The organism is Streptomyces olindensis, assembly GCF_040645895.1.
Taxonomy (GTDB): domain Bacteria; phylum Actinomycetota; class Actinomycetes; order Streptomycetales; family Streptomycetaceae; genus Streptomyces; species Streptomyces olindensis.
This window is the reverse complement of sequence record NZ_JBEYZD010000005.1, coordinates 67,236-92,913: the sequence shown is the minus strand read 5'-3', so window position 1 is coordinate 92,913 and position 25,678 is coordinate 67,236. Positions and strand designations below refer to the sequence as shown.

The window sequence follows — 25,678 nt, the reverse complement described above, 5'->3', positions numbered from 1 at the left end:
AGGCGACTGCCGACCCCGCGCAGGCTGCCGCGGGTGTCAGCCCTGGTTGCCTGCGGGCCCGATGCTGCGCGATAGCCGCTCTCCGGACTCGCGGAGTCGGTCCTTGACCTCGTCGAGTCGCGGCGCGAGCAGGGCGTGATCGCGTTTGCGCCAGGTGCCGGCGACCATCACGGCTTCGATGTTGGCGATGTCGGCGTGCAGGGCCGTGGCGACCGGGTCGTGTGCCGGCCACAGGTTGAGGGCCCGGGCGTCGACGGCGACCAGGTCGGCCTGCATGCCCACCTCGATCCGGCCCACCCGGTCGGCGAGGCCCAGGGCCTTCGCTCCTTCCACCGTGGCCCAGGCCAGTGCCTGCTTGGCGGTGACCGAAGCAGTGTTGGCGTGCATGCCGGTCGTCTGTCGGTGCCGGGCGTGGTCCAGGCTGCGCTGGTGGGCAAGGGCGATGCGGGCGGCCGTGAGGAGCTTGCCGGGTACGGCGGTGTCGATGTCGGTACCCAGGGAAGGCGCCGCGTCCAGGCGTAGCAGGGGCCCGGTGATGGGTGTGCCGTGCCCTTGGCCCAGTTCGTTCTCCGGGGTGCTGGTGAAGGTGACGCCTGCTTCGACGAGCGCCTTGATCCAGTCGTCGGGCAGGTCGACGCCGTGCACGATGTTGGTCAGAGGGCTGAACAGCCCGGCGGCGCGCACGGCTTCCCAGCCGGGGGAGGGTTCTCCGCCGCTTTGGTGCATCGAGACGACGAGGCCGCGTTCCGCGCCGGCTCGGAAATCGGCCAACGCGGTGTCGGGCGAGGAGTACTGCGGCCCCTGCAGTGCCATGCCCAGGGTGAGGAGGGCGCGGTCGCGGACGGGGCCGTCGAGCAGCCGGTCGATCTCGGTGAGGGGGTGGGGAGTGTCCGGCGACCGGTAGGCCGTGCCGTGCAGGAAGACGGCGCGGATCCCGGCGTGGGCCAAGCCCTCGACGGCGGCGTCGGCGTGTTCGGGCGAGAGGGCGTTGTGGCACCAGTCGCCGAGGGTCGTCGTTCCGCAGTTGAGCTGGTTCAGTGCGCCGGCGAGATTGCTGATGTGCATGTCGGACGGGGTGTAGTGCCCGACGCACTCGCCGTGGAGGTGGGTCAGGTACTCCATCAGCGTCCAGTCGGCGCCCACGGAGCGCAGCGCGGTCTGCCAGGTGTGCAGGTGGGCGTTGACCAGGCCGGGGATGACGATGCGGCCGGAGAAGTCGACGACTTCGGCGTCGGGCGCCTCGATGTTCTCGTCCACGGCGGCGATGCGGCCGCCGTCGACGAGGATGTCGAGGTGCTCGGCGTCCGGCCGGCCCGGCGTCATCGTGATGACTCGCGCTCCGCGCAGCAGTGTGCGGCTCATGCGGTGGCCCCCGAACCTGGGGAGGGGTGGCTCTGCTGGGGCATGGTGCGGCTCCTTGCCTGCGGGGTCATCGCCCGGACGGCGGTTTGTGTGGTGCTGAGGAAGTCCCGGGTGGCGATGTGCCCGATGTAGCCGTCGGGACGGATCAGCAGCAGCGTGTCGCCGGTCAGGCCGTAGGCACGCCGCAGTGTGTTCCCGGGGTCGGAGAAGGTGAGGCCGTGGGTGGCGGCCGGGCCGACGGTGAGCCGTTTCAGCTGGGCGCCCGCGGTCGGCCAGGCAAGCTGTTCGAGGGATCGGGCGGCACCGGGGCCGTAGGCGAGGGCGGTGAAGTCCGGCCCGCGGATGACCTCGAACAGCCGGGTCTCGGCGCCGTCGGCACCGAGCAGTCGGGCGTCCGGTGCGCGGTCACCCACGCGCAGTGTCCCGGTGCGCATGCCGTCGGCGGGGGCGAGCGGACCACCGTAGTAGGTCAGGGTGAGCTGCTGCTCGTCCTTGCCCCGCTTCATGCTCGACGGGTCGAGCTTGGCGATGCCGCCCCACTTGTCCGTGGACAGACCCAGGACCCCGGCGGCGATCGGCTGCCGCTCGGCCTCGTAGGTGTCCAGCAGCGCCGGGTCCGCCCCGGCGAGGACCTGGCCGAGCTTCCAGCCGAGGTTGTAGCCGTCCTGCATACCGGTGTTCAGGCCCTGGGCGCCGGCCGGGGTGTGGACATGCGCGGCGTCACCGGCGAGGAAGACCCGACCTCGGCCGTGATTCTCCGACAGGCGGATGTTGGGCCGGAACACCGACGTCCAGTGGATGTCGTGCAACTGGATGCCCCGGTTGCGGGTGTGCTGGTGGATCCGCTGGACGATGTCGTCCTTCTTGGCAGGCGGTTCCTCGTCCGGCGTGAGACGGATCATCCACTGGAACATGTCGCTGTGCGGGAGCGGGCAGGCGCCGATGAACCTGCCGCCCCGGCCGGGCCACATGTGCCACCGGTCGCGGGCCAGACCGGTCACCGAGGCGTCGACGATCAGCATCCGGTCGCTCTCGTCCGTGGTCCCGACGAAACCGATGCCGAGCTGCTTGCGCACCACACTGGAACCACCGTCGGCGCCCACGACGTACCGGGCGACGATTTCCTCCGTGCCATCCGCGCCCGCCACCTTGGCGACCACCGTGTCCTCGTCCTGCGTCAGCTCAGTCAGTTCCCTGCCGAACTCGATCTCATGGCCGAGCTTGCTGAGCCGGGCGTGCAGTGCGCGGTCCGTGCGGAACTGAGGGATCAGCCAGGTGTTCGGGTACGGGACGTCCGGAGTCGCCTCCTTGTGGGTGAACATCTTCCACGGCACGGCCAGGGGGCCGGCATGGATCCCGAGCTTGGGGTACGTGCTGCCGCCGGCCAGCACGTCGGGCAGGGCACCGAGGTCTTCGAGGACTTCGAGGCTGCGGGGCTGGACGCCCTTGGCGCGGGAGCCGTCGAAGGCGTGGGGGGACCTGTCGACGATCCGTACGTCGAGTCCCCGGCGGACGAGGTCGATCGCCAGGGCGGATCCCGAAGGCCCCGCACCGATGACCAGTACGTCGATGACCTGCGGGTCGTTCATGAGCCGAGCCTTTCGGCGCGTGCGGCCACGAACGGGACGATCTGATCGGCGACGTGGCGCGGACGTTCGAACGGGGCCATGTGACCGCACTGTGGGATCACGTGATGCTCCTGGGGCCTCAGGAGGGCACGCGCCGCGGAGAGGTGGGTCAGGGGCGTGACGTTGTCCTCGTCGCCCCAGAGGAGCAGTGTGGGAATGCCCAGTGCGCCGGTCTGCCGGAAGAGGTCGTCACGGCCGGAGAGCGGCAGGTGCTGCAGCGTGTCGAAGACCGCATACAGTGACCCCTCGAAGCGGAAGGCTTCGAGGACCATGTCCGTCAGTTTCGCCCCGAGTTCGGGGTCGCGGACGTTGTGCCCGAGGTGCCCCTGGAGTATCTGGCGGCCGCGCGTCCGGGCGACGACACCGGCCAACAGATCGTTGCGCAGCAGCCGGTGAGGGTCGGTCGGCCGCGGTTTCGCGAGACCGGCGGGCCCGACGATCGTGAGGGTGGACACCCGTGATGGGTGCTGGGCCGCGTAGGTCATGGTGACGAGGGCTCCCATGGAGGTGCCGACGATGTGCAGCGGCTTCGTCGTCAGACCCAGGCGTTCGGTCAGTTCGGCCAGCTGCCGCGCGAAGAGGGTCTCGTCGTATCGCGCCCGCACCCGGTCCGAGTAGCCGCGGCCGTACGCGCTGCAGGTCAGAGTGCGCAGCCCGCGGGCGTGCAGCTCGGTGACCAGGCCGTCCCAGTAGAAGAGCGGGATGGTCAGGCCGCCCGCCATCACGACCAGCTGCCCGTCCTCGGGGCCCTTCAGTTCGTAGTGCGTGAGGCCGTCGGAGAGTTCGATGAAACTGCCGCGCAGGGCTTGCCGCGATTCGGTGGTGAGCCGTCGGTCCTCGCCGGAGGCGGCGAAGTACTTCATGAATCGGGTCTCCTTGACCTCAGTGCGTGGGGGTGTCGGTGGAGGAGCGGAGGAACATGACGATCGCGTCCGCGACCCACTGCGGTTCCTCTTCGGGCAGCAGGTGACCGCCATGGGGGTGCACCATCTCCCCGGCGCCGGGGATGTCGCGGCTGAAGTGTTGGCCGTCGATGCTCGCGCTGCGCAGGACGAGCGTGGGCGTCGTGATGCGGGGGATCTGCGCGCTGCGGTCGGGCTGGTCGGTGTTGCAGAAGTCGACGAAGGCCGAGCGGTTCCCGGGCCGGTTCATGAGCTGGTGGGCACGGTCCACCATGGCATCGTCCACGATCGTCGAGTGCGGGCCGACGCTCGAACGCAGGTTGCGCTCGATGGCGCCGCGCGGCATCACGCGCCGCAACACGGGCCGTAGCAGCGGATTGCGGGTCACGCGCATGCCCGCCGGGATCTCCTTCTCCGGGTACCCCGTGGCGTTGACCAGCACCAGGCCGGTCAGCCGCTCCGGATGGTCCAGGGCGAGGTTCCAGGCGATGTTGCCGCCCAGTGAGTTGCCGGCCACCGCGTAGCGAGGCACCTCCAGCGCCTCCAGGAAGGCCGCCACCGTCGCCGTGTAGGTCGGGATGCGGTAGTCGCGGTCCTCGCGAGGGCCGGTCAGGCCGAAGCCCGGCAGGTCGGGGCGGATGACGTCGAACGACTCCGACAGCAGGGCCGCCGCACGGTCGAAGTGCTGAAGCGACGAAGCGCTGCCGTGCAGCAGAACGAGTGCCGGGCCGTGCCCGGCGCGTTTGTAGTGGATCCGCGATCCACCCACCGCGACGAACCGGGAATCGGGCTGCGGCTCAGACCAGGTGCTCATAATGGCTACACTGTTACCGATAAGGTGATCGTGTCAAGTGCAAGCCGCCGGAAGTCACGGTCTCGCGGCCTGAGGCGTCGAGTACGCGCTGCGGTAGCGCGCGCCTCGCCCGGGCGGGCGTCCGGAGCCGCATGGGAGTCTGATCCGCGGTGGCCTCGGGCTGCCTCGGCCGGCGGTCAACCAGCTTGTGCGGCGGCTTGATGCCGCCCTCGGCGGCCGTGGTGTGCCGGGAGGCGGGCACGGTGCGAACCAAGGACAAGTCGCGGCGTCTGCCGGCGGCAGGTGAAGATGCCGACGAGGAGTCCGGTCATCAGTCCCAAACGCGATCTGCAGGACCGGCGCGGGGGCGGCCCCCGCACGGTGGCGCCGTGCGGGGAGGCCGAGTGCGGCGCTCGCGACGGCCCCGGAGAGAGCCGGTACGCCCATGGATTTCGCGGTGGAGCCGACGACGGAGGTCAGCGCGAGCACAACCAGCGGGCACAAGAACTGACCAGGAAGAAGGATCCCGTCCACAGGCCGATGCCACGACCGCGGTCGGCGAACTCCGGCAGGGGGCGAACGAGGTGCGAGCCGGGCCGGCGGCGGTGACGCGGCGGAACACCCCGGTGCGGTCCGGGCCCGGGTGACCTGGCCGGCTCCGGCACCTTGCGGATCGTGCCGAACAGCGCAGCTCCGGTGATCACCAGGCCGACGGCCGCGGCAGCCCACACCCCGGCGGGGTTCATGCGCTGCCAGAGCCTGCGGGACGCCCGCCATTCCGGCCTACCGGCTGCAATGGTCGGGCGGGCAGCTCCGGCGTGGCGACCGCATCGCCTTCGAGGACACGCCGTCACCCCCCGGCGGGCGCGATCGGCGCCGACTTCGCCGGCCGCTCGGCCGCCTTCCGGCCGAGCCGTCGCTCACCGCGTAGCGGCGGCCGGTGAGGCGGGGTCGGGGAGGGGGCGCCGGGCGACTTCGTGGGCGTCGTCCTGCGGTACGCCCAGCATGCGCAGGACCATCTCGGCGAGGTTCGCCGCGGCCTCGTCGCCGTCCAGGTCGGGGCGGGCGAATCGCATCTCCACCAGCGACAACAGGGTTCCGCCCAGTGCGGTCAGGGCGACCACCGGGTCGACGGGGGTGAAGCGGCCGGACGTCAGGCCGGCCTCAAGGTCTCGCAGTGCCCGCCGGACCAGGCCGTTGTCCGAGTGGATGTGACCGAGGCCGCGGCGGCGCAGGATTTGCATCAGCTCGGGGTGGGAGTCGGCCATGCGGGCGCTGAGCCGGAAGCCCGCCGCGACGAGTTCCGCCGGGTCGTCGATCCCCGTCAGGCACTCATCGAAGTTCTGACCGAACTCCTCCAGCGCGTCCACCACGGCCGCCTCGAACAGCTCCGTCTTGGACTCGAAGTGGTTGTAGAAGGAGCCGAAACCGACGTCCGCCCGCTCGGCGATCGCCTGGATGCTGGCGCTGGTGTCCCCGGTCTCGGCGAGTATCTGCCGGGCCGCGCGGACGAGCGCCCGACGGGTCTCGGCGCGGCGCCGCTCGAAGCGGTTGCTGGGCGGGGCTGACGTAGACATACGCCGAGTCTACCCGCCCGGGCGATGACGATAGCAGCTCTGATGAGTTCATCATTCCTGTCGTGAACATCTTGACGACGGAACTGTCAAACCTGATGATTTCCTCATTGAAGCAATGTTGCTCGGAGGGCACCATGTCTGAAACCCGCGTCCACGGGCCCGACGTCAAGACGGCCCACCAGGACCTGCACAGCGAACAGGGTGCCCTGCGCGGCGAGCATCCCGGCCGCTCCCGCAATCCCCTGATCAAGGTCGCGGACCTGGCCTGGCTGGAGTTCGAGAAGCCGGACCTGGAGCGGGCGGAGGTCTTCGCCCGGGACTTCGGCTTCGGCGTCGCCGCCCGCACGGAGAGTGAGCTGTGGCTGCGGGGCACCTTCGCGGGCTCGCCCTGCATGGTGATCCGACGCGGTCGTACGTCCCGCTTCATCGGCCCGGCGTTCCGCGCCGCCGAGCGGGGTGACCTGGACCGGCTGGCGCGGGCCACAGGGACGGCGGTACGGGAGATCGACGTGCCCGGCGGCGGAAAGGTGGTCGACCTGCTCGACCCCTCGGGCTTCCCGGTGCGGGTGGTGTATTGCGGCGAACAGCTCCCCGCGTTGCCGGAGCAGCGGCCGCTGCTCCTCAACTTCGGCACGGATCACCGTCGTACGAACGCCACCCAGCGTCCGCCGCGCGAGCCCTCCCGCATCCAGCGTCTCGGTCATGTGGTCCTGGAGACCCGCGTGTTCGGCCGTGCCCTGGACTGGTACCTGGACACCCTCGGAATGATCGTGTCCGACTTCCTGTTCCTGGACGGGCAGCGCGGGCGCGGCCCGACGATGGCGTTCATCCGCTGCGACCTGGGCAGCGTGCCCGCCGACCACCACACGCTGGCCATGCATCTGGGGCCGGGCACGGGGTATGTCCACTCGGCCTACCAGGTCACCGACCTCGACTCCATCGCCGCCGGCGGCGAGTACCTCAAGGAGCGTGGCTACAAGCGCAGTTGGGGCATCGGCCGGCACATCCAGGGCAGCCAGCTCTTCGACTACTGGCGCGACCCCGACCACTTCATGCTCGAGCACTTCGCCGACGGCGACCTGTTCTCCTGCGACGTCGAGCCCGGCTGGGCGCCCATGTCGACCAGCGGCCTCGCCCAGTGGGGGCCGCCGGCCACCCGGGACTTCCTGGGCGCGAGCCCCTCCCCGCAGCGGGTCCGCGACGTCATCGAGGCCCTGCGCGGCGACAACGAGATGGACCCCGCACGCCTCTTCGGCCTGCTCAAGGCCGCCAACTCCTGACCCCGCACGCGAATCCCCCTCACAAAGGCACTGACATGAGCACCAATGTCCTGCGCACCGCCGAAGGCTGGTGGGTCGTCCTCCCCCAAGCTCTCGACTCCGCTCGAGCAGGGGGGACCCCCATCGGCCGAGCCGTCCCCGTCGAGACCAAGGCCGTGACCACCGCCGAGCTGCTGGCCGACCGGCCGGCTGTCCGCGAGGCCGCTGCCTCCGGCGAACCGGGCACGCCCGTCGCCGACCTGGTGGCGCTCTCGCCGGTCACCACGCCCTGCCGCGTGGTCGCCCAGATGGTCAACTACCGCAGCCACGCCCGCGACTCCGGCTTCACCGGCGACATCCCGCCCGCCTTCTTCCGCAAGGCGTCCGGCTCGGTCAGCGGCCCCGGCGAGGCCGTCGTCCGCCCCGCGCACGTGAAGTTCCTCGACTACGAGATCGAGTTGGGCCTCGTCATGGGCGCATCCCTGCCCGTCGGCACGGTCGTCGAGGAGCGGGATCTGCCCTCGTACGTCGCCGGACTCGTGATCACGAACGACGTCAGCGCCCGTGAGGTACAGCTGACCAAGACGCAGTTCTACGAGAGCAAGTCGTACCCCACCTTCACGCCGACCGGGCCGTACCTGGCCCTGCTGGAGCCGGAGGACTTCGCTCATCTCCTGGACCTGCGCCTGAAGCTGAGCGTCAACGGTGAGCTGCGGCAGGACCGCACCCTGGCCGACATGATCGTCCGCCCGGCCGAGGCGCTGACCCTGCTGGCCCGCTTCCAGACCCTGGACGCCGGCGACCTGCTGCTCACCGGTACTCCCGGTGGCACGGCCCTGAAGGCGCCGCCGAAGGCCGTCGAGAAGATCGGCGCGCTGCTGCCGCCCGCCGTGAAGTGGAAGGCGTTCTTCAAGAGCCAGGCGAAGAACCCGCACTACCTCAGCCCGGGCGACGTGATCGCAGCGACGATCGCGACCCCTGACGGCCGCATCGACCTCGGCGAGCAGCGCACCCCCGTCACGGACGCGAAATGAGACCCGAAGCACATGATCTTCGAACGTAACGGGGCAGACGTGCCCGTGGTGATCGTCGGCGCCGGGCCCGTGGGCGTGACCGCCGCCCTCCTCCTTGCCCGGCGCGGAGTCCGGAGCGTCGTCCTGGAACGCCACCAGGACGTCTACCCGCTCCCGCGTGCCGTCGCCACCGACGACGAGGTCCGCAGGATCCTTCAAGCGGCGGGCGTGGGGCAGGAGTTCGCCGCGATCGCCCGCCCGGCGAACGGGCTGCGGCTGCTGGACGCCCGGCACCGGGTGATGGCCGAGTTCCGGCGCACCGAGAACGGCCTGCACGGCTACCCGCAGACCAGCATGTTCGACCAGCCCGAGCTGGAACGGCTGCTGCACGATGCCCTCACCCGGCACCCGGAGTGCGAACTGCGGGGCGGCGTGGAGGTCATCAGCATCGGCCCCGACACAGAAGGCCCCGTGCGCGTGACCTACCGGGACGACGACGGTGAGCACGAACTGTGGGCCGACGCGGTGCTCGGCTGCGACGGCGCGAACAGCCTCACCCGCGAGGCCATCGGCGCCGTCTGGGAGGACCTGCGCTTCGAGGAACGCTGGACCGTCATCGACGTCCGGACGGACGCCGACGTCCGCTGCTGGGAGGGCGTCGACCAGGTGTGCGACCCAGACCGCCCGGCGACCTTCATGCGGGTCGGCGAGGACCGCTACCGCTGGGAGTTCCGGCTGCGCGAGGGGGAGGAGCAGCCGGTCCGCGAGCTGATCGGGCCGTGGCTGCCGCCCTCGTACGACGGGGACTTCGAGGTGGTCCGGGAGACGCAGTACACCTTCCGGGCCCGCCTCGCCGACCGCTGGCGCAGCGGACGGGTCTTCCTGCTCGGCGATGCCGCCCACCTCACCCCGCCGTTCATCGGACAGGGGCTGTGCGCGGGACTGCGGGACGCCTACAACCTCACCTGGAAGCTCGCCCGCGTGCTCCGACAGGGCGGGGACGAGCGGCTGTTGGACACCTACGAGAGTGAACGCAAGCCGCACGCCCGGCATGTGATCCGGCTCGCGGTCGCCATGGGCTGGGCCATGACCGGCGGCCAGGACAGTGCCGCCGCGATCCGCCGCAGCGCCCTGGCCGCGGCCTGCCGCATACCCGGCCTGACCGAACTGGCCGGCCGCGACCTCAGCCCGCCCCTGACCACGGGACTCCTCGTACGCCGCCGCCTCCGCAAGGGCCTTGCGGGAACGCACTGCCCCCAACCATGGATCACCGCCGACGGACGGCGCAGCCGCCTCGACGAGGTGCTCGGCGACTCCTTCACCATCCTGACCACCGCCGATCCCTGGCCCTCGCTGAACGCCCTCGCCCACGCGCTCGGTGTCCGGGCGGTCCCCGTGACCGGCCTCGGCGACGACGGCACACTCGCCGCCTGGCTGCGCGCCGGCCGTGCGGACGCCGTGCTGCTGCGCCCCGACCGCGTCGTCATGGACGTCGTCCCCGCCGGGGGCCGGGATTTCACCGGCACCGCCGCCTGGGCGTCCCTGCTGCACAGCACCCGCAGTCCCCACCCGCCGCGACGAACCGTCGACAACAGCCTGCTGAGGAGCGTCACCTGATGAGTGTGCCCGAGCCTTTCATGACGCCGGATCCGCAGGCCGTCGCGGACAGCAATCTCATGGACTTCGCCCGCCATGTCGGGATGTCCGGCGCCGACTACGCCGACCTGTACCGCTGGTCGGTCACCGACCTGGAGGGCTTCTGGGGGGCGGTGTGGGAGTACTTCGACATCGACGCGGACACGCCGTACGAGCGGGTGCTGAGGGAGGAGAGGATGCCGGGCGCCCGCTGGTTCCCCGGCGCCACCCTCAACTACGCCCACCACGCCCTGCGCAACCTCGCCGACGATGCCGTGGCGGTCATCGCCCTGGACGAGACCGGCTCCTGCTACGAGGTGACCGCGAGCCGCCTGCGCGCCCAGGTCGCCTCGGTCGCGGGCACCCTGCGCGAGCTGGGCGTGGGGTCAGGCGACCGGGTGGTGGGCTATCTGCCCAACACCCCGCACGCGATCGTGGCGTTCCTGGCCGCCGCGAGCCTGGGCGCCGTGTGGTCGGTGTGCGGCCAGGACTACGCCCCCGAGGCCGCCGCCGACCGCTTCGCCCAGCTCGAACCCACCGTCCTGATCGCCGCCGACGGCTACCTCTTCAACGGCACCACCCACGACCGCCGCGACGCCGCCCTTGAACTCGCCCACGCACTGCCCACCTTGAAGGCCACTGTGCTGGTGGACCATGTGGGCCTGCCCTGGCCGTCGAGGGCGTACCCCTCGCTGGTGCTCCCGTGGGAGGACGCGGCCACCCGCACCGAGGAACTCACCTGCACCCCGGTGCCGTTCGACCACCCCCTGTGGGTCGTCTTCTCCTCCGGCACCACCGGTCTGCCCAAGGGAATCGTCCACGGCCACGGCGGCGTCCTGCTCGAACACCTCAAGACCCTGGGCCTGCACTGCGACCTGGGTCCCGACGACTGCTTCCTGTGGTACACCACGACCCACTGGATGATGTGGAACCTCGTCGCCTCGACGCTGCTGACGGGCGCGACGACCTGCACGTACGACGGCAGCCCGGCACCCCTCACCCAGCCCGACATCCTGTGGAAGCTGGCCGCGCGCCACCGGGTCACCGTCTTCGGCACCAGCCCCCAATACCTGCTGGGCATGGCCAAGTTCGGCATCGACCCGTCCGTACACGACCCGTCGTCGATCCGCGTGGTCGGCTGCACCGGCTCCGCCCTGCCGGCCTCCGCCTACCCCTGGGTCCGCGACCACGTCGGCGACCGCGTACTGCTCGCGTCGATCAGCGGCGGCACCGACGTCGTCTCCGGCTTCGCGGGCAGCGCGCCCAACACGCCGGTCTGGGCAGGGGAGTTGTCCGCACCCCACCTGGGTGTGGCGCTGGCCGCCTATGACGTCGAGGGCTTCCCGGTTGTGGACCGGGTGGGCGAGCTGGTCGTCACCCGTCCCATGCCGTCGATGCCGTTGTACTTCTGGAACGACCCCGACGGCACCCGCTACCGCGACGCGTACTTCTCCTTCTACCCCGGTGTCTGGCGGCACGGCGACTGGATCACGGTCACCGGCCACGGCTCGGTGATCGTCCACGGCCGCTCCGACTCGACGCTCAACCGCAACGGTGTACGGCTCGGCAGCGCCGACATCCATGACGTCGTCGAACGTCTCCCCGAGATCGCCGAGGCGCTGGTCATCGGCGCGGAGGAGCCGGACGGCGGTTACTGGATGCCGCTGTTCGTGGTCCCAGCGGCGGGTGTCGAACTCGACGACACCCTCCGGGAGAGGATCAAGGACGCCATCCGCACCGGCGCCTCACCCCGCCACGTCCCCGACGAGATCCTCGAAGTGCCGGGCATCCCGCACACCCGTACCGGCAAGAAGCTGGAGGTCCCGATCAAGCGACTGCTCCAGGGCGCCGCGGTGGAGCAGGTCGTCAATCCGGCCGCTGTGGACAGCCCCGAACTCATCGACCACTACGCCCGGCTGGGCGAGGAGCGGCGCAAGGGCGGGTCCGACTCATGACCACCGTGCTCGCCGTCGTCCTGTCCCTGGTCTTCCTTCCGCTGGGGCTGGCGAAGCTGGCCGCGGCGCCGTTCATGCGCCAGGCGGCGGCCCATCTCGGCATGTCGGTACGGCTCTATCGCGTCGTCGGCGCGCTGGAGGTGGCCGGGGTTGCCGGTCTGCTGACGGGGCTGACCTGGATGCCACTGGGCGTGGCCGCCGCGACATGCCTCGCCCTGCTGATGGCCGCGGCGGCGGTGGTCCACCTGCGCCACGGCGACCCGCCGGTCCGGGCCGTCCCGGCCGCCGTACTGGCCCTGACGGCGGTGGCGTACGCCGGGGCGGCGATCGCCACCGGCTGACGCACCGGGTTGCGCGCCGCACCGAGCAGGACACTGCCGATGCCCGACCGCTCACGGGCCTCCCATCCCGACAGCTCGCGGGCCTCCCATACGGCGTACCGTCGACAGTGTGGAGTACACCGCCGCCAGCCTTGTGTCCCGTGTCGCCGGCGACCTCGGGCCGATGGCGGACGAGATGATCGCCGACGTGGTGCGGTGCCTGCGGCGTGAGGTTCCCGAACTGTGGAGCAACCCGGATCTCGTCCGCATGACGTCCGAGAACATCACCGAGCACGTCGTCGGCGTGCTGGCCGGCCTGGAACACGGCATCGAGCCGAGCGAGACAGATCCGCCGGCCGCCGAGCTGGAACGCGCGCGTCGGCTGGCCCGGCACGGCACGCCGGTCACAGTGCTGTTGCGGGCCTTCCGGTTCGGTCAGGGCGTCGTCCTGGACAGACTGCTTGCCGAAATGCCTCGGCTGACGAAGGACGCGGAGTTGATCAGCGCGGCATCGCGCCTCCTGATCGCGATGGCGAACGGATACGTCGACGACGCGTCCGAGCAAGGTGTCACGGCGTTCCAGGAGGAGCGGGACCGGCGACTGCAATGGCGGCTGTCCTTGGTGAACGAGGCCGGTCTGCGCATCGGGACCACCCTGGACATCGCCCGCACCACCCAGGAACTGGCGGACCTCGCCCTCGACCACTTCGCCGACCTGGTCACCGTCGACCTGCTCGACGCCATGGTCCGCGGCTACGGCGGTCCGGCGCCGGACCCGCTCGTCCTGCGCCGGGTCGCCCAGGCGTCGTCGGCGCAAGGCGGCCCGGAGCCGACGGTCGGGTTGGGGGCGGTTCACACCTGCGCGGACGGATCGGTCACGGCTCGCGCCCTGGCCACCGGCCGGCCGTCCCGGCACACGACGACGCCGACGGATCCGGCCGACGGCTTCGGCACCCCTCCTGCCCGCTCGACGCTGGTGGTGCCGCTGACCGCCCGCGGCGCCACTCTTGGCGTCGCGCGGTTCTGCCGTCACCGTGACCCGGTTCCCTTCGACGACGAGGACCTGTTCCTCGCCCAGGAGATCGCGGCCAGGGCGGCCGTGGCCATCGACAACGCCCGCCGCTACACATACGCCCATGCCACGGCCCTCACTCTCCAGCGCAGTCTGCTGCCACGGCGTACGGCGGAGCAGACCGCCGTCGATGTCGCCTGCCGCTACCTGCCCGCCGGAGCCCAGGCCGGTGTGGGTGGCGACTGGTACGACGTCATTCCGCTGTCCGGAGCCAGGGTCGCCCTGGTCGTGGGCGATGTGGTCGGCCACGGCATTCACGCCGCCGCCACGATGGGGCGCCTGCGCACCGCGGTGCGTACGCTCGCCGACGTCGACCTGCCTCCGGAGGAGTTGCTGACGCACCTGGACGATGTCGTCATCCGGCTGTCCGCCGAAGCCTCGGCCGACCCGGACCCGGAAACGGCCGGGGACGTCGGCGCCACATGCCTGTACGCCGTTTACGACCCCGTCGACGGCCGCTGCTCCCTGGCCCGCGCGGGGCATGTGCTGCCCGCCGTGGTGAGCGGCGACGGAACCGTCGACCTCCTGGATCTGCCACCCGGTCCGCCGCTGGGCCTGGGCGGACTGCCGTTCGAAGCGGCGGAGGTCGACCTGCCCGAAGGCAGCCTCCTCGCCCTGTACACCGACGGCCTGGTCGAAGCCCGCGACCGCGATATCGAGGCGGGCCTCACCCTCCTGCGCCACGCCCTCGCACAGCCTTCCGCATCCCTGGAGGCCACCTGCGACACCGTGCTCCAGGCCTTGCTGCCCGCAGGCCGACCCCATGACGACGCCGCCCTGCTGCTCGCCCGCACCCGGGCCCTCGGGGACCACCAAGTCGCCGCCTGGGACGTGGACGCCGACCCGGCGGCCGTCGCCCGGGCTCGTTCGAGCGCCGTCCGGCAGCTGTCGTCCTGGGGACTGGGTGACCTCGACTTCATCGCCGAACTGGTGGTCAGCGAACTGGTCACCAACGCCATCCGCTACGGCCGGCCCCCCGTCCGCCTGCGCCTCATCCGTGACCAGTCGCTCCTGTGCGAGGTGTCCGACGCCGGCAGCACCAGCCCCCACCTGCGCCGGGCCCGCGCCTTCGACGAGGGCGGACGCGGCCTGCTCCTCGTCGCCCAGCTCGCCGAGCGTTGGGGAACCCGCCACGCCCGGCAGGGCAAGACGGTCTGGGCCGAGCTGGGCAAGGAGAAGCACGCCGCGCTCTGGGAGCCGGCCTCCGTCGTCTAGCTTGCTCCGGCGCATGAAGAGAGAACACTCGCAGTTCTGATGAGTTCATCGTTTTCTTTGGCGTAACTCTTGACGCAGCATTCCATCAAGCTTGATTATTTCGTCATTACGGCGTTGTTGCGCTGACGGCGCCCGCCCGTGCACGGGATGGAGCGGGAGCTCGCCGGGGCTGCGCTCCCGTCAGCTGTCCGCCGACCGCCCGCCCCACACGCACACCCGTCATGCCCCCCTCTCTCACCGCCCCTTCAGGAGGGCTGTTCATGCCCATGCTTGCGGCAATTCCCGTCTACCGCCCCGACCTGTACTCGGCGTCGGCCATCCGCGACACTCATCCGCACTACGCCGCGCTGCGTGAGCTCGGCTCCGTGGTCTGGCTGAGCAAGCACAAGGTCTACGCCCTGCCGCGCTACGCCGAGTGCAAGCAGGTGCTGCTGGACGACGACACCTTCGTCTCCTCGGACGGCGTCGGTCTGAACCCCGTTGCCAACCGTGTGGGGCAGGGCACCACGCTGTGCAGTGACGGTGAGGAGCACGCCCGCCGCCGCTCCCTCCTCGCGCATCGCCTCACGCCCAGGGCGCTGCGCACGATGAAGGACACGGTCGACGAGCAGGCGGCCGCCGTGGTCGCGGCAGCCGTAGCCCGCCGGACGGTGGATGCGGTGGAGGTCGCCACGGCGCTGCCGATGTCGGTCGTCCCCGACCTGGTCGGCTGGCCCCAGCAGGGCCGCGAACACCTGCTGCGCTGGGCAGGCGCCACCTTCGACGCGCTGGGCCCGTTCAACCGCCAGGCGATGCGCACCCTCCCCTCGTCCCTCGGCATGATGCGCTACGCCCGCGGTGTCGTCCGCGACCGGTCCGTGCTGGACGGCAGCATGGGCCACGACCTGCTGCGCGCCGCCGACGATGGCCGGATCATGCCCGCCGAGTGCGTCACCATGATGATCGACTACCTGGCGCCCTCCCTGGACACCACGATCAGCGCCATCTCCAGCGCTCTGTACCTTTTCGCCACCCACCCCGAACAGTGGCGCCTGCTGAAGGCGGACCCCGACCTCGTCGCGAAAGCGGTCAACGAGATCGTCCGCTACGAATCCCCGATCCGCGCCTTCTCCCGCACTGCCGCCTGCGACACGGAACTCGCGGGCGTCCCGCTCCCCAAGGGCTCCCGGGTGCTGGTGCTCTACGGCTCCGCCAATCGCGACCCGCTGGAGTGGGACGACCCGGACACCTTCGACATCCGCCGCGACGCCGCCCGCCAACTCGGCTTCGGGCAGGGCACCCATGGCTGCGCCGGCCAGGGCCTGGCCCGCATGGAGACCTCAGCGATGCTCCGCGCCCTGGTCGAACGCGTCGACCGCATCGAGGTGGCCGGGACACCCGAGTGGGCCCTGAACAACGTCATCCATCGCCTCGAGCGTCTGCCGCTCGAACTCATCCCCGCCTGAACCCCGCCGCTCGCCCGTTCCAGGACAGCTGAGGACAGCACCATGAAGATCTCCGTCGACCATCCACGCTGCGAAGGCCACGGCCTCTGTGCCGACCAGGCCCCCGACATCTTCAGCCTGGACGACGACGCCGAACTCACCTACCACTTCGAGGGCACCGACGTCCCCGAGGAGCATCAGCTCGCCGCCCGCGCGGCCGTCAATGCCTGCCCGGTCGCCGCCCTGCGAGTCCTGTCGTGACCGCACCGCGCTCGGTGCTCGTCGTCGGCGAGTCACTCGCCGGCACCACCGCCGCCCGCCACCTGCGCACCCTCGGCCACACCGGACCCCTCACGATCATCGGTGCGGAAGAACACGGCGCCTACTCGCGCCCGCCCCTGTCCAAAGCCGTCTTGAAAGACCCGGCCGCCGACGACACCCTCGGCCTGGCCCTCGACGGACTCGACGCCGACGTCATCCGCTCGCCCGCCGTCACCGCCGACACCCGGCACCGCACCGTCACAACCGCCGACGGCCGCCAGGTCGGCTACGACGCGCTGATCATCGCCACCGGCGCGGGCGCCCGGCGCCTCGCCGCCCCCGGGCAGCGGGGCGAACTCGTCCTGCGCACCCTCGACGACGCCCGCCAACTCCGCGCCCGCCTGGCCCGCGCCGGCTCGGCGATCGTGGTCGGCGCCGGCTTCCTGGGCATGGAGGTGGCCAGCGCCTGCGCCGCCCGCGGCATCCCGGTCACCGTCGTGGACGCCGACCGGCCACTGGAGCGCATCCTCGGCGACCACCTGTCCGCCGAGATCACCACACGAGCCGCGACGTACGGCATCCGCTTCATCCAGGCCACCGGCTTCGCCACCCTGACCGGCGACCCCGTGAGCGGCGTGGCGCTCCCCGACGGCACCGAACTCACCGCGGACCTGGTGGTGACCTGCGCCGGAGAAGTGCCCTGCACCGGCTGGCTGGCAGGGACGGGCCTCGCCGACCGCCTCGGCGTCGGCATCGACCCTGCCTGCGCCACCACCGTCCCCGGCGTGTTCGCCGCCGGCGACGTCACCTACCTCCGCGGCGACGGCACACGGCCCGACCGGCGTGCGCCCTTCTGGTCCAACGCCGTCGCCCAGGGCAGGACCGCGGCGGCCTCCGCCCTCGGTCTCGCTGCGCCGGGACCACCGCAGGACGACTACTTCTGGACCGAGGTCGCCGGTCTCACCGTCAAGATCGTCGGCCGTCTGCCGCTCCTCGGCGAACCCACCACGGTGCAGGGCAGCGTGGCCGACGGACGCGCACTGCTGACCTGGACCCATGCCGACGGAACGTCGACGGCGGTCGCCTACGGACTGCGCAAACCGGTCGCCGCGCTACGGGCCTTGGCCGCCACGTCTTTGCCGCCGTCACCGTGACGGCGGCAGATGAGCGTCGCGACGTGAGGAAGCCACGAGGCCCGGACAGCCCGGGAGTTCCCCCTCCTCCTTCCAGAGAGCCGCGCGTCATCATGTACATGCAAGACCGTCCGCCCGGTTCCAGAACACCGGAAGCAGCCACTGCCGGCATTCCCCTCCTGCTCGACCTGGTCCCGGGGGTCCGCCTGGCCACCCCTGTGTCCGGTCCCTTCACCCTCGGCCTGCTGGTGCTCGGCACCGCTGCGCTGACCTTGGTGCTCGCGGCCCTGTGGTACGAGCGCGCCTGTCGCGTCCACTGCGACCCGAGGGCCGAGGAACCGCGTGGCCGGGCAGCGGCGTCAGAGTCGGCCCCCTGGGGGAGACCATGACGTCCGCGGTGCTCGCGGCCGGCGATTCCGGCCCACCGGCAAGATCGCGGTCTACGGCTGGAGTGCCAGGTCGCGCTGATACCAGGTGCCCGGCTTACCGCCGAGGTCGGCCGGGTCTGCCGGGCCGACCGGGACGAACCCGGCCTTGGTCAGCACCCTCTGGGACGCGGCATTGGCATGGGAGGTGGCTGCGCGCAGTGTGCGCAGCCCGTGCCGTATCGCCGCCAGCCGGCACAACTCCCGGACGGTCGCGGTCGCAACGCCGCGGCCCGCGACGTGCTGCGCGACCCTGTAGCCGAGATGGGCAGTGCCGTCCTTGAAGTCGTACAGGTTGAACCGGCCCAGAACCGAGCCGTCCGCGGCGACCAGCACATAGAAGGCGCAGCCGCCGGCCTCTTGCTCGGCCAGCATGGCACTGTGCCGGTCGGCGAACTGGTCATAGAACTCGTCGCCCCGGTCGGAGATCGAGGCAGCGAAGTAGGCGCGGTTCGCCAGCTCGAAGGCCAGGACCGCCGGGGCATGGCCAGCATCCAGCTGCTTCAGCTCGGGCACGGCGCGAATCTACCCGGACCGCCCGCCGATGCCACCTGAGTTTCCATCAGCGGCAGAGAGCCCCCAGACCATGGCACACATCACGATCTACAGCTGAAGTGCTAGGTGTGCTGTCCCGGGACGTTGGTGACCGTCGGGTCCCAGAGTCCGCCGGCCTCGCCGCGGGCAAGGTGTTCGGCGTAGACGCCCACCTTCCAGGCGATAACCGAGCGACACTCCTCCAGCGCCTGGATCTGTGCCTCGACGCGCTGCTGATGTGCGTCGAGGAGCTGCAGCCGTTCTGCCTCGTTGCCCGGGCCGTGCCGTACCAGCTCGGCGAACCGTTTGAGGTCGGCCAGCGGCATGCCGGATTCGCGCAGTTTGACGCAGATCAGCAGCCAGTCGACATCGGCGGTGGTGTATCGCCGCCGGCCCCCCGCTGTGCGTTGGACCAGTCCGACCAGCAGACCTTCGCGCTCGTAGAAGCGCAGTGCATGCACGCTGAGTCCGGTTCGCTCGGCCACCTCGCCGATGCTCAGTGGCTCCGCGCGGGTTTCGACAGTCGGCATGCCGCCCAGCCTAGGACTTGATCTAGACCTCGCTCTAGTTTCTAGCGTCGTCGGCATGACCATCACCGATCAGCAGCCGCTCGGCTCGCCCTTCTCCGTCACCAGCACCGCCGAGGACGTCATGGCCGGCCTCGACCTCTCCGGCGCGACAGCCGTCGTGACCGGGGGCTACTCCGGACTCGGTCTGGAGACCACGCGAGGCCTGGCGGCCGCCGGAGCCCGGGTCATCGTCCCGGCACGCCGGCCCGGCCTCGCCCGCGCTGCTCTCGCAGACGTGGAGGGCTGCGACGTCATCCCCATGGACCTGGCGGACCTCGACAGCGTGCGCGCCGCCACCTCACAGATCAATGACTCCATCGACAGGCTCGACCTCCTCATGGCCGTCGCCGGCGTGATGGCCACCCCTGAGCGGAGGGTCGGGCCCGGCTGGGAAGGCCAGCTCGCTGTCAACCACTTCGGCCACTTCACTCTCGCTTGCGAGCTGTATCCGCTCCTGGCCGCCGCCGGTGGTGCGCGCGTCGTCGTCAACAGCTCCGCCGGGCACACCTTGACCGACGTCCGCTGGCACGACCCGCACTTCCGTACCGGCTACGACAAGTGGCTGGCCTACGGCCAGGCCAAGACCGCCAACGCCCTGTTCGCCGTACAGCTCGACGGGCTCGGGCACAACGACGGCGTTCGGGCGTTCGCTCCCCACCCGGGCAAGATCATCACCGGCCTCCAGCGAGAGATGACTCTCGAGGAACAGATCGAACGGGGATGGGTGGACGAGCACGGCACCGTGATCGGCGCCGACTTCAAGACACCCTCCCAGGGCGCCGCCACCGGTCTGTGGGCCGCCACCTCCCCGCTCCTCGACGGCCGCGGCGGGCTCTATCTCGAGGACTGCGACATCGCTCGCGTCTCCGCCCCCGCCGCGCCCATGGACGACGGCGGCGTCCGCGCCTACGCCATCGACCCCGACGGAGCCGCACGGCTGTGGGAACTGTCCATCGCGGCGACCGGCGCCACCCCGGTCATGCGATGAGCTCATGCTGTGCATGCGCCGGGCTACGCGCGGCTGCGGCACTCGGCGCGGGACGGGAAGCCCTCGGGCTCATCGCGCCGACCCGGGCCAGCTCACCCGGCGATCCGCTGTCGTCGGAGTCGGGGAGATCTGGAGATGGCGCACCGCAATGCACCTCTTGTTGGAGATGCGGCGACAGGTCAGGCACTAGATAACGGCCCTCGGCGGTCGTCCAAGCTCTAACCTGGTGTGAGTGCGCTGTTGCAGCGCGTTCAGGGGGCGGGGTGGGCCGTGGTCGACATTCCTGCGGAACTGCTGGTGTCGTTGGCGAGGAGCGACGCCGGTGAACGTGAACGGCAGGCGTGGTCCGCGCTGAGTGACCTGGTGCACGACTCCACGGGATTGGGCCGGCAGCCGGACGCGGCCGGCCTGCCCCAGGCCGCCGGATCGGGGGCTCGTGAGATGGCCGCGTTGGAGGAGGATCCGGCCCAGACAGAGCGTGCCCACCTCCTGAGCGCCGCTCTCTCGGCACGGGCCGCCGCGGACGCGATGTTCGGTGCGGCTCTTCGCGCATGGGCCGAGCGGGCCGTTGAACCGGACACGCCGACGTCGCCGGTCGAAGCGCGGTCAGGTCACGTGGCCGCGGGGAACCATCGCAGCCGCCTGATCGCATTGGTACGGCGCTCCGCGTCGGCAGCCAGTGTTCTCGGCAGGGAAGACACACACGCACGGCTCCTGCGGCACTCGTCCGCCCTGGCGGACGACCGTTTCCGGGTTGCGGTGGTCGGCCAGAGCCGCGCGGGCAAGAGCACCCTGATCAACTCTCTCTTGGGCGCCGCAGTACTTCCCCAAGCCCCGCAGCGCACCCCGGCAGTGACAACCGAGGTCTCCTATGGACCCACTGCCACGGCCTATCTGTATCCGGCCCCCTCGGGCGGACCTGCTCCACCACTCCGCAGGGAGGTAGACGTCCAGGACGTCGCGGCGCACCTCATGCCGTGTGACGACACGTCGAGGCCGGATGCGCGCTACGAACGCGCTGAGATCCGCTGGCCCGCGGAGGTGTGCCGGGACGGTCTGGTCCTGGTCGACTTACCCGGCAGAAACGCGGACGGCCTCCATGCGCAGCACCTCACCGGAACCGTGCAAGGCGCCGACCTGCTGATCGCGGTGCTGGACGGCAGCGCTCCGCTGTCGTACACGGATGCACACTTCCTCGGCGATCGCCTACGAGCACCACAGGCCGCCCCCCTCCTCCTTGTCGTCAACAAGGAGGACCTGGTGGCCCAGCACCAGCGGGCGGCCGTGCGCGCGCGCCTGCGTGAACAAGTGACTCCGCTGATGCGCTCCGGCGACGAACTGTTCTTCGTCCAGGCTCGAAGGGCCCTGACGGCCCGGACAGGACAGGACGATACGGCGATCACTGACACCGGCATTCCCGAACTCGAACGGGCACTTTTGCGACGAGCCGCAGCGCAGCGCACGCACGTACTCCTGCAATCCGCTCGTGACCTGGGGAGGACCGTGGGCTCCCTCATGCGATCCGGGCACGACGCACTGGAGGTGCTGCGGAGCGAAGAGACCGTCCTCGCCGAACGGTACGGGAGGGCTCTTCACCAGGGAGCGGCGCTCATCGAGCGGACCCGCGAGAGGATCGCTTGGGAGGGGGAGCGCTTCTTCAACCACGTCGCTGATGAGTGCCCGCGATGGGCGGCGGAGGCGGAGCTCACGGCGAAAGTGACACTCCGGGTGCAGGAATCCCTGCGGGCGCGGGCCGATGAGCTGACCGGCCTCCTCCTGCAGCGGGCCCAGCAAGAGGTGGAGATCTGGTCTGGCACTTTGGAGAACCGGCTGAGGGACGCCGTGCATCAACTGGAGGATCTCTTCAACACGGTGCTTGCCGAGCCGCTTGAAGAGTTCCCCACGGCGCGCATACAAGCCGCCCTGGTGCCACCGACCTCTGTCTCGACGCTGTACCGCATCCAGGGCAGCGTGCCCCTGCCCGGCCTGGCCCAGGTGACCGTCTGGTTGATCTCTCTGGCGTCATTCTCCGAACTGGAGGCGCGAATGCGGGCCGAGATCGCCGAGAAAGTGGCGACGGCGCTGCGGAAGAGCGCATCGCACGACGCCGAGGAAGTGGCAACACTGGCTGTGAAGCCGCTGCGCACGTTCCTCCGTGACGCGGAGTACGGTGCGGAGGGCACCGGGGCAGCGGCCCGGACCCTGCGGCGACAGCAGGCGGACCTGGTGTCCTGTCTCGACACGCTGCATGGCATCGACGCGGATTACCGTCTGCTCGTCGAGGAGATGCGCGCCGCCGAGGAGGCGGCGGTCCCGGCCGAGCACCTCCGACCGGACACGGGTGTCCGCCGGCCGTGGGCACCTCGTCTGACACTGCGATCCGGGGCCCCGCGAGTCGGTGAGCCGGTCACGGTGGACGTAAGGCTGGAGCGGACCAGCCCCGGCGGGGCCGCGTCGGAAAGCACGCTGCCTCCGATGGTGTTGGTCTCCTCCGTCGGGTCCGCGGCCGCCCTGGAGCCGGCGGCGACCGAGTACGCGGCCGAAGGCGCACCTGCGGCGTTCACCTTCATCGCGCGGGAGCCCGGCGCTCACCGGCTGCGCTTCACCGTGTACGACCGTGACCTGGGCCGGGTGCTCCAGGACTTCGAGGCGATCGTCCACGTCCCGGCGCCCCTTCTCGCGCCCGTCTCCGGCACTGCTGGAGGGGGAAGCAGTTGAGCATGTCCCAGGAGGCGACGGTTCATGTTCGGCACAATCCGTCGCGCGACTACACGGCTGTGGCCGCGCGCCGGGAAGTGTCTGACGCGGCACCGCACCCGGTCGCACCGCTGGACCTCGTCGTGGCCCTGCGACGCAGTGGAACCGACGGGCTGCACATGACCGCCTTCAGGCCCGGCGAGCGCGGTCCCCGGACCCGGCTCCACCATGCATACCTCACCGCATCCGCCACCAGCGTCCTCAGAACGGCCGGACGGCTCCGCACGACCTGGCGAGATCTCTTCGTACGGCATCAACCAGCGGACGCCGATGGCACCCCCATCGCCGGATTCCCCCTGGCCGAAGCAGCCGATCTGACCCCGTACGCGTCGGATACCGAACTGCTCACCGCTGAGCTCGCCAAGGAGGGCCAGTACCTGCTCGACCGGCTCCTCGCCGGGGAGAACCATGAGGTGAAGGAGTTCCGCTCACATCTGTTGAGCGTGCTCAGCGGAGAGGAAGGGCTGCGTATCAGCTTCGACTCCGACCTCCATCTGCCCTGGCCGATGCTCGCCGTCGAAAGGTCGAACGACCCTCACCCGTGCTCCCGGTTCCTCGGCTACCGGCACCAGGTGGAGCAGACCGGCGCGTCGTACCCGATGATCCAGGGTGAGACGGCGCCTCGCCGATTGCCGGCCGCGAGCCTCAACACGGATGACTCCCTTGCTCACGTGGGCCGAGCACCCCAGGTCCGCAAGCTGCTGGAGGAACGCGCGACCCTGACCGTGCGGACGCGATCCGCGACACTGCTCAGTGCCTTGTCCGAGGCCGTCCTGGACGACGACATCATGTACTTCTGGTGTCACGGCCGCTTCGTCGACAACGGCTCGCAGCATCAGCACCTCGCCGTCAAGCTCTCCGACGAACGATGCATCGACGCTGACCTGGTCCTGCGGGAACGGACCAGATACCTAGGTTCCCCGGACGCGATCTTCCGTCCCTTCGTGCTCCTCAACGCCTGCCACACCGGCCAGGCAGCCGCGTCGCCGGAACTCGAGCATCTGGGCAGGGCCCTTGTCGATATGGGTGCGAGCGGTGTTCTGGGCTCGCAGATAGAGATTCCGCAGTGCTTCGCGGCGGAGTACGCGTACGCGTTCCTCGACCTCTATCTGAGCAGTGGTCTGACGGCTGGAGAGATCACCATGACCCTCGTGCGCCGTTTCGCACGGGAATTCGCCAACCCGCTGGCGCTGACCTACACGCTGCACTGCGGAATCGACAGCCGGCTGGAGACGATGGGCGTAGCTCCGCAGGGACAAACGTGATCAGGGGAAGGCGACCAACGGGATCAAGTAGTGCCCAAACACGCGAACCCGCGGGCCTGGCCCGCTGCCGGCAACAGCTGGGCCCGCAGCAGACGGACGGGCATCATGACCAGATGGCCGAGCTGATCGATCCGACCGTCCGCTTGCAGGCGTCCTTCCTGGCGGCGGTGAACGAGTTCCGCGAAGATCACGACTACCCAACTCCATGGTTCGTCAACGACGTCGACCCTCCGGCCTTGACCGACACCGCGGCATTCGCCGCTTACGTGAAGCGCGTGCTGAGCGAACGGGACGAGGCAGCCGGGCGAGCGGACTGGTTCGTGCCGATGACAACGCTGTGGTGGGCCGAGGGTGACCAGATGCTGGGGAGGCTCGCCATCCGCCACCGGCTGACTCCACCTCTGGAGAAGGCCGGCGGCCACATCGGTTACGACGTCCGGCCCAGCGCACGCCGCCACGGACACGCGACCGCGATGCTCGCCGCAGCCTTGCCGATCGCCCACTCGCTCGGCATCAGGCGGGCCTTGTTGACCTGCGACGAGACGAACACCGCCTCCCAGCGCGTGATCGAGACGAACGGCGGCCAGTTCATCGACAGGGTTGGTGACAAGCGCCGCTACTGGATGCCGACGTCCTGACCAGCCGCCCGGTGGTGCCGGACCGAACCGCCCTCCGGAGCCACTTCACGACGCCTGATCTCTCTTACTGGGGGGTCAGTCGGTGATCGTTCTGTGCCGGGGCGGACGGTTGCGTGACCTGAGCGTTGTGCGCGAGGCGGTCAGCGCTGCCTCCAGGCTGTCGCGGCTGAGCCGGGTGTCAGGGTGGTTCGGTCCGAGGGTGCTGGTGCGGATGTCGAGGTTCTGCCGGTGGCGGTCGGCCGCTTGCGCGTACTCGCCCATGCCCTCTAATGCGATGGCCAGGTTGTGCCGGCTGCCCAAGGTGTTCGGGTGATCCGGACCGAGGACGCGGAGGTAGGCCGTGAGAGCCTGCTGGTACAGGTCGGCGGCCTGTGCGTACTCGCCCATGCCCCGGAGGGCGTCGGCAAGATTGTGCCGACTGCCCAGGGTATGAGGGTGGTCTGGGCCCAGGACGCGGGTGCGGTCGACGAGGGTCTGCCGGTGCAGGTCGACCGCCTGCTCGTACCGGCCCATCGCATCCAGGGCGAAGGCGAGGTTGTTGCGGCTGGCCAGGGTGTGAGGGTGGTCTGGGCCCAGGACGCGGGTGCGGTCGACGAGGGTCTGCCGGTGCAGGTCGACCGCCTGCTCGCAGTGACCCATCCCGTTCAGGGCGTTGGCGAGGTTGTTGCGGCTGGTCAGGGTGTCGGGGTGGTCTGGGCCCAGGACGCGGGTGCGATCGTCCAGGGCCTGCTGGTGGTGGTCGGCTGCCTGCGCGTACTGGCCCATGCCGTAGAGGGCGTTGGCGAGGTTGTTGCGGCTGGTCAGGGTGTCGGGGTGGTCTGGGCCCAGGACGCGGGTGCGGTCGTCCAGGATCTGCCGGTGGTGGTCGGCTGCCTGCGCGTACTGGCCCATGCCGTAGAGGGCGTTGGCGAGGTTGTTGCGGCTGGTCAGGGTGTCGGGGTGGTCTGGGCCCA

General features: G+C 70.5%; 21 protein-coding genes. 13 read left to right on the top strand and 8 right to left on the bottom strand.

Annotated elements, in window-relative coordinates; all coding sequences use genetic code 11:
- Positions 1–36 precede the first annotated feature (36 nt).
- From ABZ948_RS04385 to ABZ948_RS04365, 5 genes are all read right to left on the bottom strand, one after another.
- Positions 37–1,362 (bottom strand): amidohydrolase family protein, encoded by a 1,326-nt coding sequence (locus ABZ948_RS04385; RefSeq protein ID WP_359757132.1) that lies wholly within the window; start codon positions 1,360–1,362, stop codon positions 37–39.
- Positions 1,359–2,951, bottom strand: coding sequence for an FAD-dependent oxidoreductase (locus tag ABZ948_RS04380; RefSeq protein WP_359757130.1), 1,593 nt, complete (start codon positions 2,949–2,951; stop codon positions 1,359–1,361). The genes ABZ948_RS04385 and ABZ948_RS04380 overlap by 4 nt, the downstream gene beginning before the upstream one ends.
- Entirely contained in the window at positions 2,948–3,853 is a 906-nt protein-coding gene (locus ABZ948_RS04375) for an alpha/beta fold hydrolase (protein ID WP_359757128.1), read from the bottom strand. Before ABZ948_RS04375 ends, ABZ948_RS04380 begins: the two co-directional genes overlap by 4 nt.
- 19 nt (positions 3,854–3,872) lie before the next feature.
- Positions 3,873–4,706, bottom strand: a complete 834-nt coding sequence (locus tag ABZ948_RS04370) for an alpha/beta fold hydrolase (RefSeq protein ID WP_359757126.1) — start codon at positions 4,704–4,706, stop codon at positions 3,873–3,875.
- A gap of 899 nt (positions 4,707–5,605) precedes the next feature.
- Positions 5,606–6,262, bottom strand: coding sequence for a TetR/AcrR family transcriptional regulator (locus ABZ948_RS04365; protein WP_359757124.1), 657 nt, complete (start codon positions 6,260–6,262; stop codon positions 5,606–5,608).
- Between the two features lie 134 nt (positions 6,263–6,396).
- On the opposite strand from ABZ948_RS04365, the gene ABZ948_RS04360 reads away from it, so the two are divergent.
- The 9 genes from ABZ948_RS04360 to ABZ948_RS04320 all read left to right on the top strand — a co-directional run bounded on the left by ABZ948_RS04360 (position 6,397) and on the right by ABZ948_RS04320 (position 17,570).
- A complete protein-coding gene (locus ABZ948_RS04360; protein ID WP_359757122.1) occupies positions 6,397–7,542 on the top strand; it encodes a VOC family protein in 1,146 nt (381 codons plus the stop codon).
- A 35-nt stretch (positions 7,543–7,577) separates the two neighbouring features.
- Positions 7,578–8,555 carry a fumarylacetoacetate hydrolase family protein gene (locus ABZ948_RS04355; RefSeq protein WP_359757120.1) on the top strand — a complete coding sequence of 326 codons (978 nt, stop codon included), beginning with the start codon at positions 7,578–7,580 and terminating at the stop codon, positions 8,553–8,555.
- A gap of 12 nt (positions 8,556–8,567) precedes the next feature.
- Positions 8,568–10,151 carry a bifunctional 3-(3-hydroxy-phenyl)propionate/3-hydroxycinnamic acid hydroxylase MhpA gene (gene mhpA / locus ABZ948_RS04350; RefSeq protein WP_359757118.1) on the top strand — a complete coding sequence of 528 codons (1,584 nt, stop codon included), beginning with the start codon at positions 8,568–8,570 and terminating at the stop codon, positions 10,149–10,151.
- Positions 10,151–12,124 carry an acetoacetate--CoA ligase gene (locus tag ABZ948_RS04345; protein WP_359757116.1) on the top strand — a complete coding sequence of 658 codons (1,974 nt, stop codon included), beginning with the start codon at positions 10,151–10,153 and terminating at the stop codon, positions 12,122–12,124. The genes mhpA and ABZ948_RS04345 overlap by 1 nt, the downstream gene beginning before the upstream one ends.
- Positions 12,121–12,465, top strand: coding sequence for a DoxX family protein (locus tag ABZ948_RS04340; RefSeq protein WP_359757114.1), 345 nt, complete (start codon positions 12,121–12,123; stop codon positions 12,463–12,465). The genes ABZ948_RS04345 and ABZ948_RS04340 overlap by 4 nt, the downstream gene beginning before the upstream one ends.
- A 109-nt stretch (positions 12,466–12,574) precedes the next feature.
- Complete coding sequence (locus ABZ948_RS04335; RefSeq protein WP_359757112.1) at positions 12,575–14,731, top strand: SpoIIE family protein phosphatase; 2,157 nt, start codon at positions 12,575–12,577, stop codon at positions 14,729–14,731.
- A 266-nt stretch (positions 14,732–14,997) separates the two neighbouring features.
- Positions 14,998–16,176 (top strand): cytochrome P450, encoded by a 1,179-nt coding sequence (locus tag ABZ948_RS04330; protein WP_359757110.1) that lies wholly within the window; start codon positions 14,998–15,000, stop codon positions 16,174–16,176.
- A 42-nt stretch (positions 16,177–16,218) separates the two neighbouring features.
- Positions 16,219–16,416, top strand: coding sequence for a ferredoxin (locus ABZ948_RS04325; protein WP_031119287.1), 198 nt, complete (start codon positions 16,219–16,221; stop codon positions 16,414–16,416).
- On the top strand, positions 16,413–17,570 hold the full coding sequence (locus ABZ948_RS04320) for an NAD(P)/FAD-dependent oxidoreductase (RefSeq protein ID WP_359757108.1): 1,158 nt from the start codon (positions 16,413–16,415) through the stop codon (positions 17,568–17,570). The genes ABZ948_RS04325 and ABZ948_RS04320 overlap by 4 nt, the downstream gene beginning before the upstream one ends.
- Before the next feature lie 419 nt (positions 17,571–17,989).
- On the opposite strand, the gene ABZ948_RS04315 is transcribed toward ABZ948_RS04320, so the two are convergent.
- Entirely contained in the window at positions 17,990–18,490 is a 501-nt protein-coding gene (locus ABZ948_RS04315; RefSeq protein ID WP_359757106.1) for a GNAT family N-acetyltransferase, read from the bottom strand.
- A gap of 101 nt (positions 18,491–18,591) precedes the next feature.
- Complete coding sequence (locus tag ABZ948_RS04310; protein WP_359757104.1) at positions 18,592–19,038, bottom strand: MerR family transcriptional regulator; 447 nt, start codon at positions 19,036–19,038, stop codon at positions 18,592–18,594.
- Between the two features lie 55 nt (positions 19,039–19,093).
- Between ABZ948_RS04310 and ABZ948_RS04305 the strand changes: the two genes are divergently transcribed.
- The 4 genes from ABZ948_RS04305 to ABZ948_RS04290 all read left to right on the top strand — a co-directional run bounded on the left by ABZ948_RS04305 (position 19,094) and on the right by ABZ948_RS04290 (position 24,725).
- Positions 19,094–20,065, top strand: a complete 972-nt coding sequence (locus tag ABZ948_RS04305; protein WP_359757102.1) for an SDR family NAD(P)-dependent oxidoreductase — start codon at positions 19,094–19,096, stop codon at positions 20,063–20,065.
- Positions 20,066–20,335: 270 nt separating this feature from the next.
- Complete coding sequence (locus tag ABZ948_RS04300; protein WP_359757100.1) at positions 20,336–22,783, top strand: dynamin family protein; 2,448 nt, start codon at positions 20,336–20,338, stop codon at positions 22,781–22,783.
- Positions 22,784–22,785: 2 nt separating this feature from the next.
- The gene (locus tag ABZ948_RS04295) at positions 22,786–24,087 is read left to right on the top strand and encodes a CHAT domain-containing protein (RefSeq protein WP_359757097.1); all 1,302 of its coding nucleotides are present in this window, start codon (positions 22,786–22,788) and stop codon (positions 24,085–24,087) included.
- Between the two features lie 113 nt (positions 24,088–24,200).
- Complete coding sequence (locus ABZ948_RS04290; protein WP_359757095.1) at positions 24,201–24,725, top strand: GNAT family N-acetyltransferase; 525 nt, start codon at positions 24,201–24,203, stop codon at positions 24,723–24,725.
- A 75-nt stretch (positions 24,726–24,800) separates the two neighbouring features.
- Here the strand turns inward: ABZ948_RS04290 and ABZ948_RS04285 are convergent.
- On the bottom strand, positions 24,801–25,678 hold an 878-nt coding region (locus ABZ948_RS04285; protein WP_359757093.1), incomplete at its 5' end, for a tetratricopeptide repeat protein.

What these genes read in the sequence shown, in the direction of transcription:
- ABZ948_RS04290 (WP_359757095.1), top strand. Translation starts at nt 24,201, where the DNA reads ATGGCCGAGCTGATCGATCCGACCGTCCGCTTGCAGGCGTCCTTCCTG.
- ABZ948_RS04295 (WP_359757097.1), top strand. Translation starts at nt 22,786, where the DNA reads ATGTCCCAGGAGGCGACGGTTCATGTTCGGCACAATCCGTCGCGCGAC.
- ABZ948_RS04325 (WP_031119287.1), top strand. Translation starts at nt 16,219, where the DNA reads ATGAAGATCTCCGTCGACCATCCACGCTGCGAAGGCCACGGCCTCTGT.
- ABZ948_RS04355 (WP_359757120.1), top strand. Translation starts at nt 7,578, where the DNA reads ATGAGCACCAATGTCCTGCGCACCGCCGAAGGCTGGTGGGTCGTCCTC.
- ABZ948_RS04305 (WP_359757102.1), top strand. Translation starts at nt 19,094, where the DNA reads ATGACCATCACCGATCAGCAGCCGCTCGGCTCGCCCTTCTCCGTCACC.
- ABZ948_RS04340 (WP_359757114.1), top strand. Translation starts at nt 12,121, where the DNA reads ATGACCACCGTGCTCGCCGTCGTCCTGTCCCTGGTCTTCCTTCCGCTG.
- ABZ948_RS04375 (WP_359757128.1), bottom strand. Translation starts at nt 3,853, where the DNA reads ATGAAGTACTTCGCCGCCTCCGGCGAGGACCGACGGCTCACCACCGAA.
- ABZ948_RS04370 (WP_359757126.1), bottom strand. Translation starts at nt 4,706, where the DNA reads ATGAGCACCTGGTCTGAGCCGCAGCCCGATTCCCGGTTCGTCGCGGTG.
- ABZ948_RS04365 (WP_359757124.1), bottom strand. Translation starts at nt 6,262, where the DNA reads ATGTCTACGTCAGCCCCGCCCAGCAACCGCTTCGAGCGGCGCCGCGCC.
- ABZ948_RS04380 (WP_359757130.1), bottom strand. Translation starts at nt 2,951, where the DNA reads ATGAACGACCCGCAGGTCATCGACGTACTGGTCATCGGTGCGGGGCCT.
- ABZ948_RS04345 (WP_359757116.1), top strand. Translation starts at nt 10,151, where the DNA reads ATGAGTGTGCCCGAGCCTTTCATGACGCCGGATCCGCAGGCCGTCGCG.
- ABZ948_RS04360 (WP_359757122.1), top strand. Translation starts at nt 6,397, where the DNA reads ATGTCTGAAACCCGCGTCCACGGGCCCGACGTCAAGACGGCCCACCAG.
- mhpA (WP_359757118.1), top strand. Translation starts at nt 8,568, where the DNA reads ATGATCTTCGAACGTAACGGGGCAGACGTGCCCGTGGTGATCGTCGGC.
- ABZ948_RS04310 (WP_359757104.1), bottom strand. Translation starts at nt 19,038, where the DNA reads ATGCCGACTGTCGAAACCCGCGCGGAGCCACTGAGCATCGGCGAGGTG.
- ABZ948_RS04385 (WP_359757132.1), bottom strand. Translation starts at nt 1,362, where the DNA reads ATGAGCCGCACACTGCTGCGCGGAGCGCGAGTCATCACGATGACGCCG.
- ABZ948_RS04330 (WP_359757110.1), top strand. Translation starts at nt 14,998, where the DNA reads ATGCTTGCGGCAATTCCCGTCTACCGCCCCGACCTGTACTCGGCGTCG.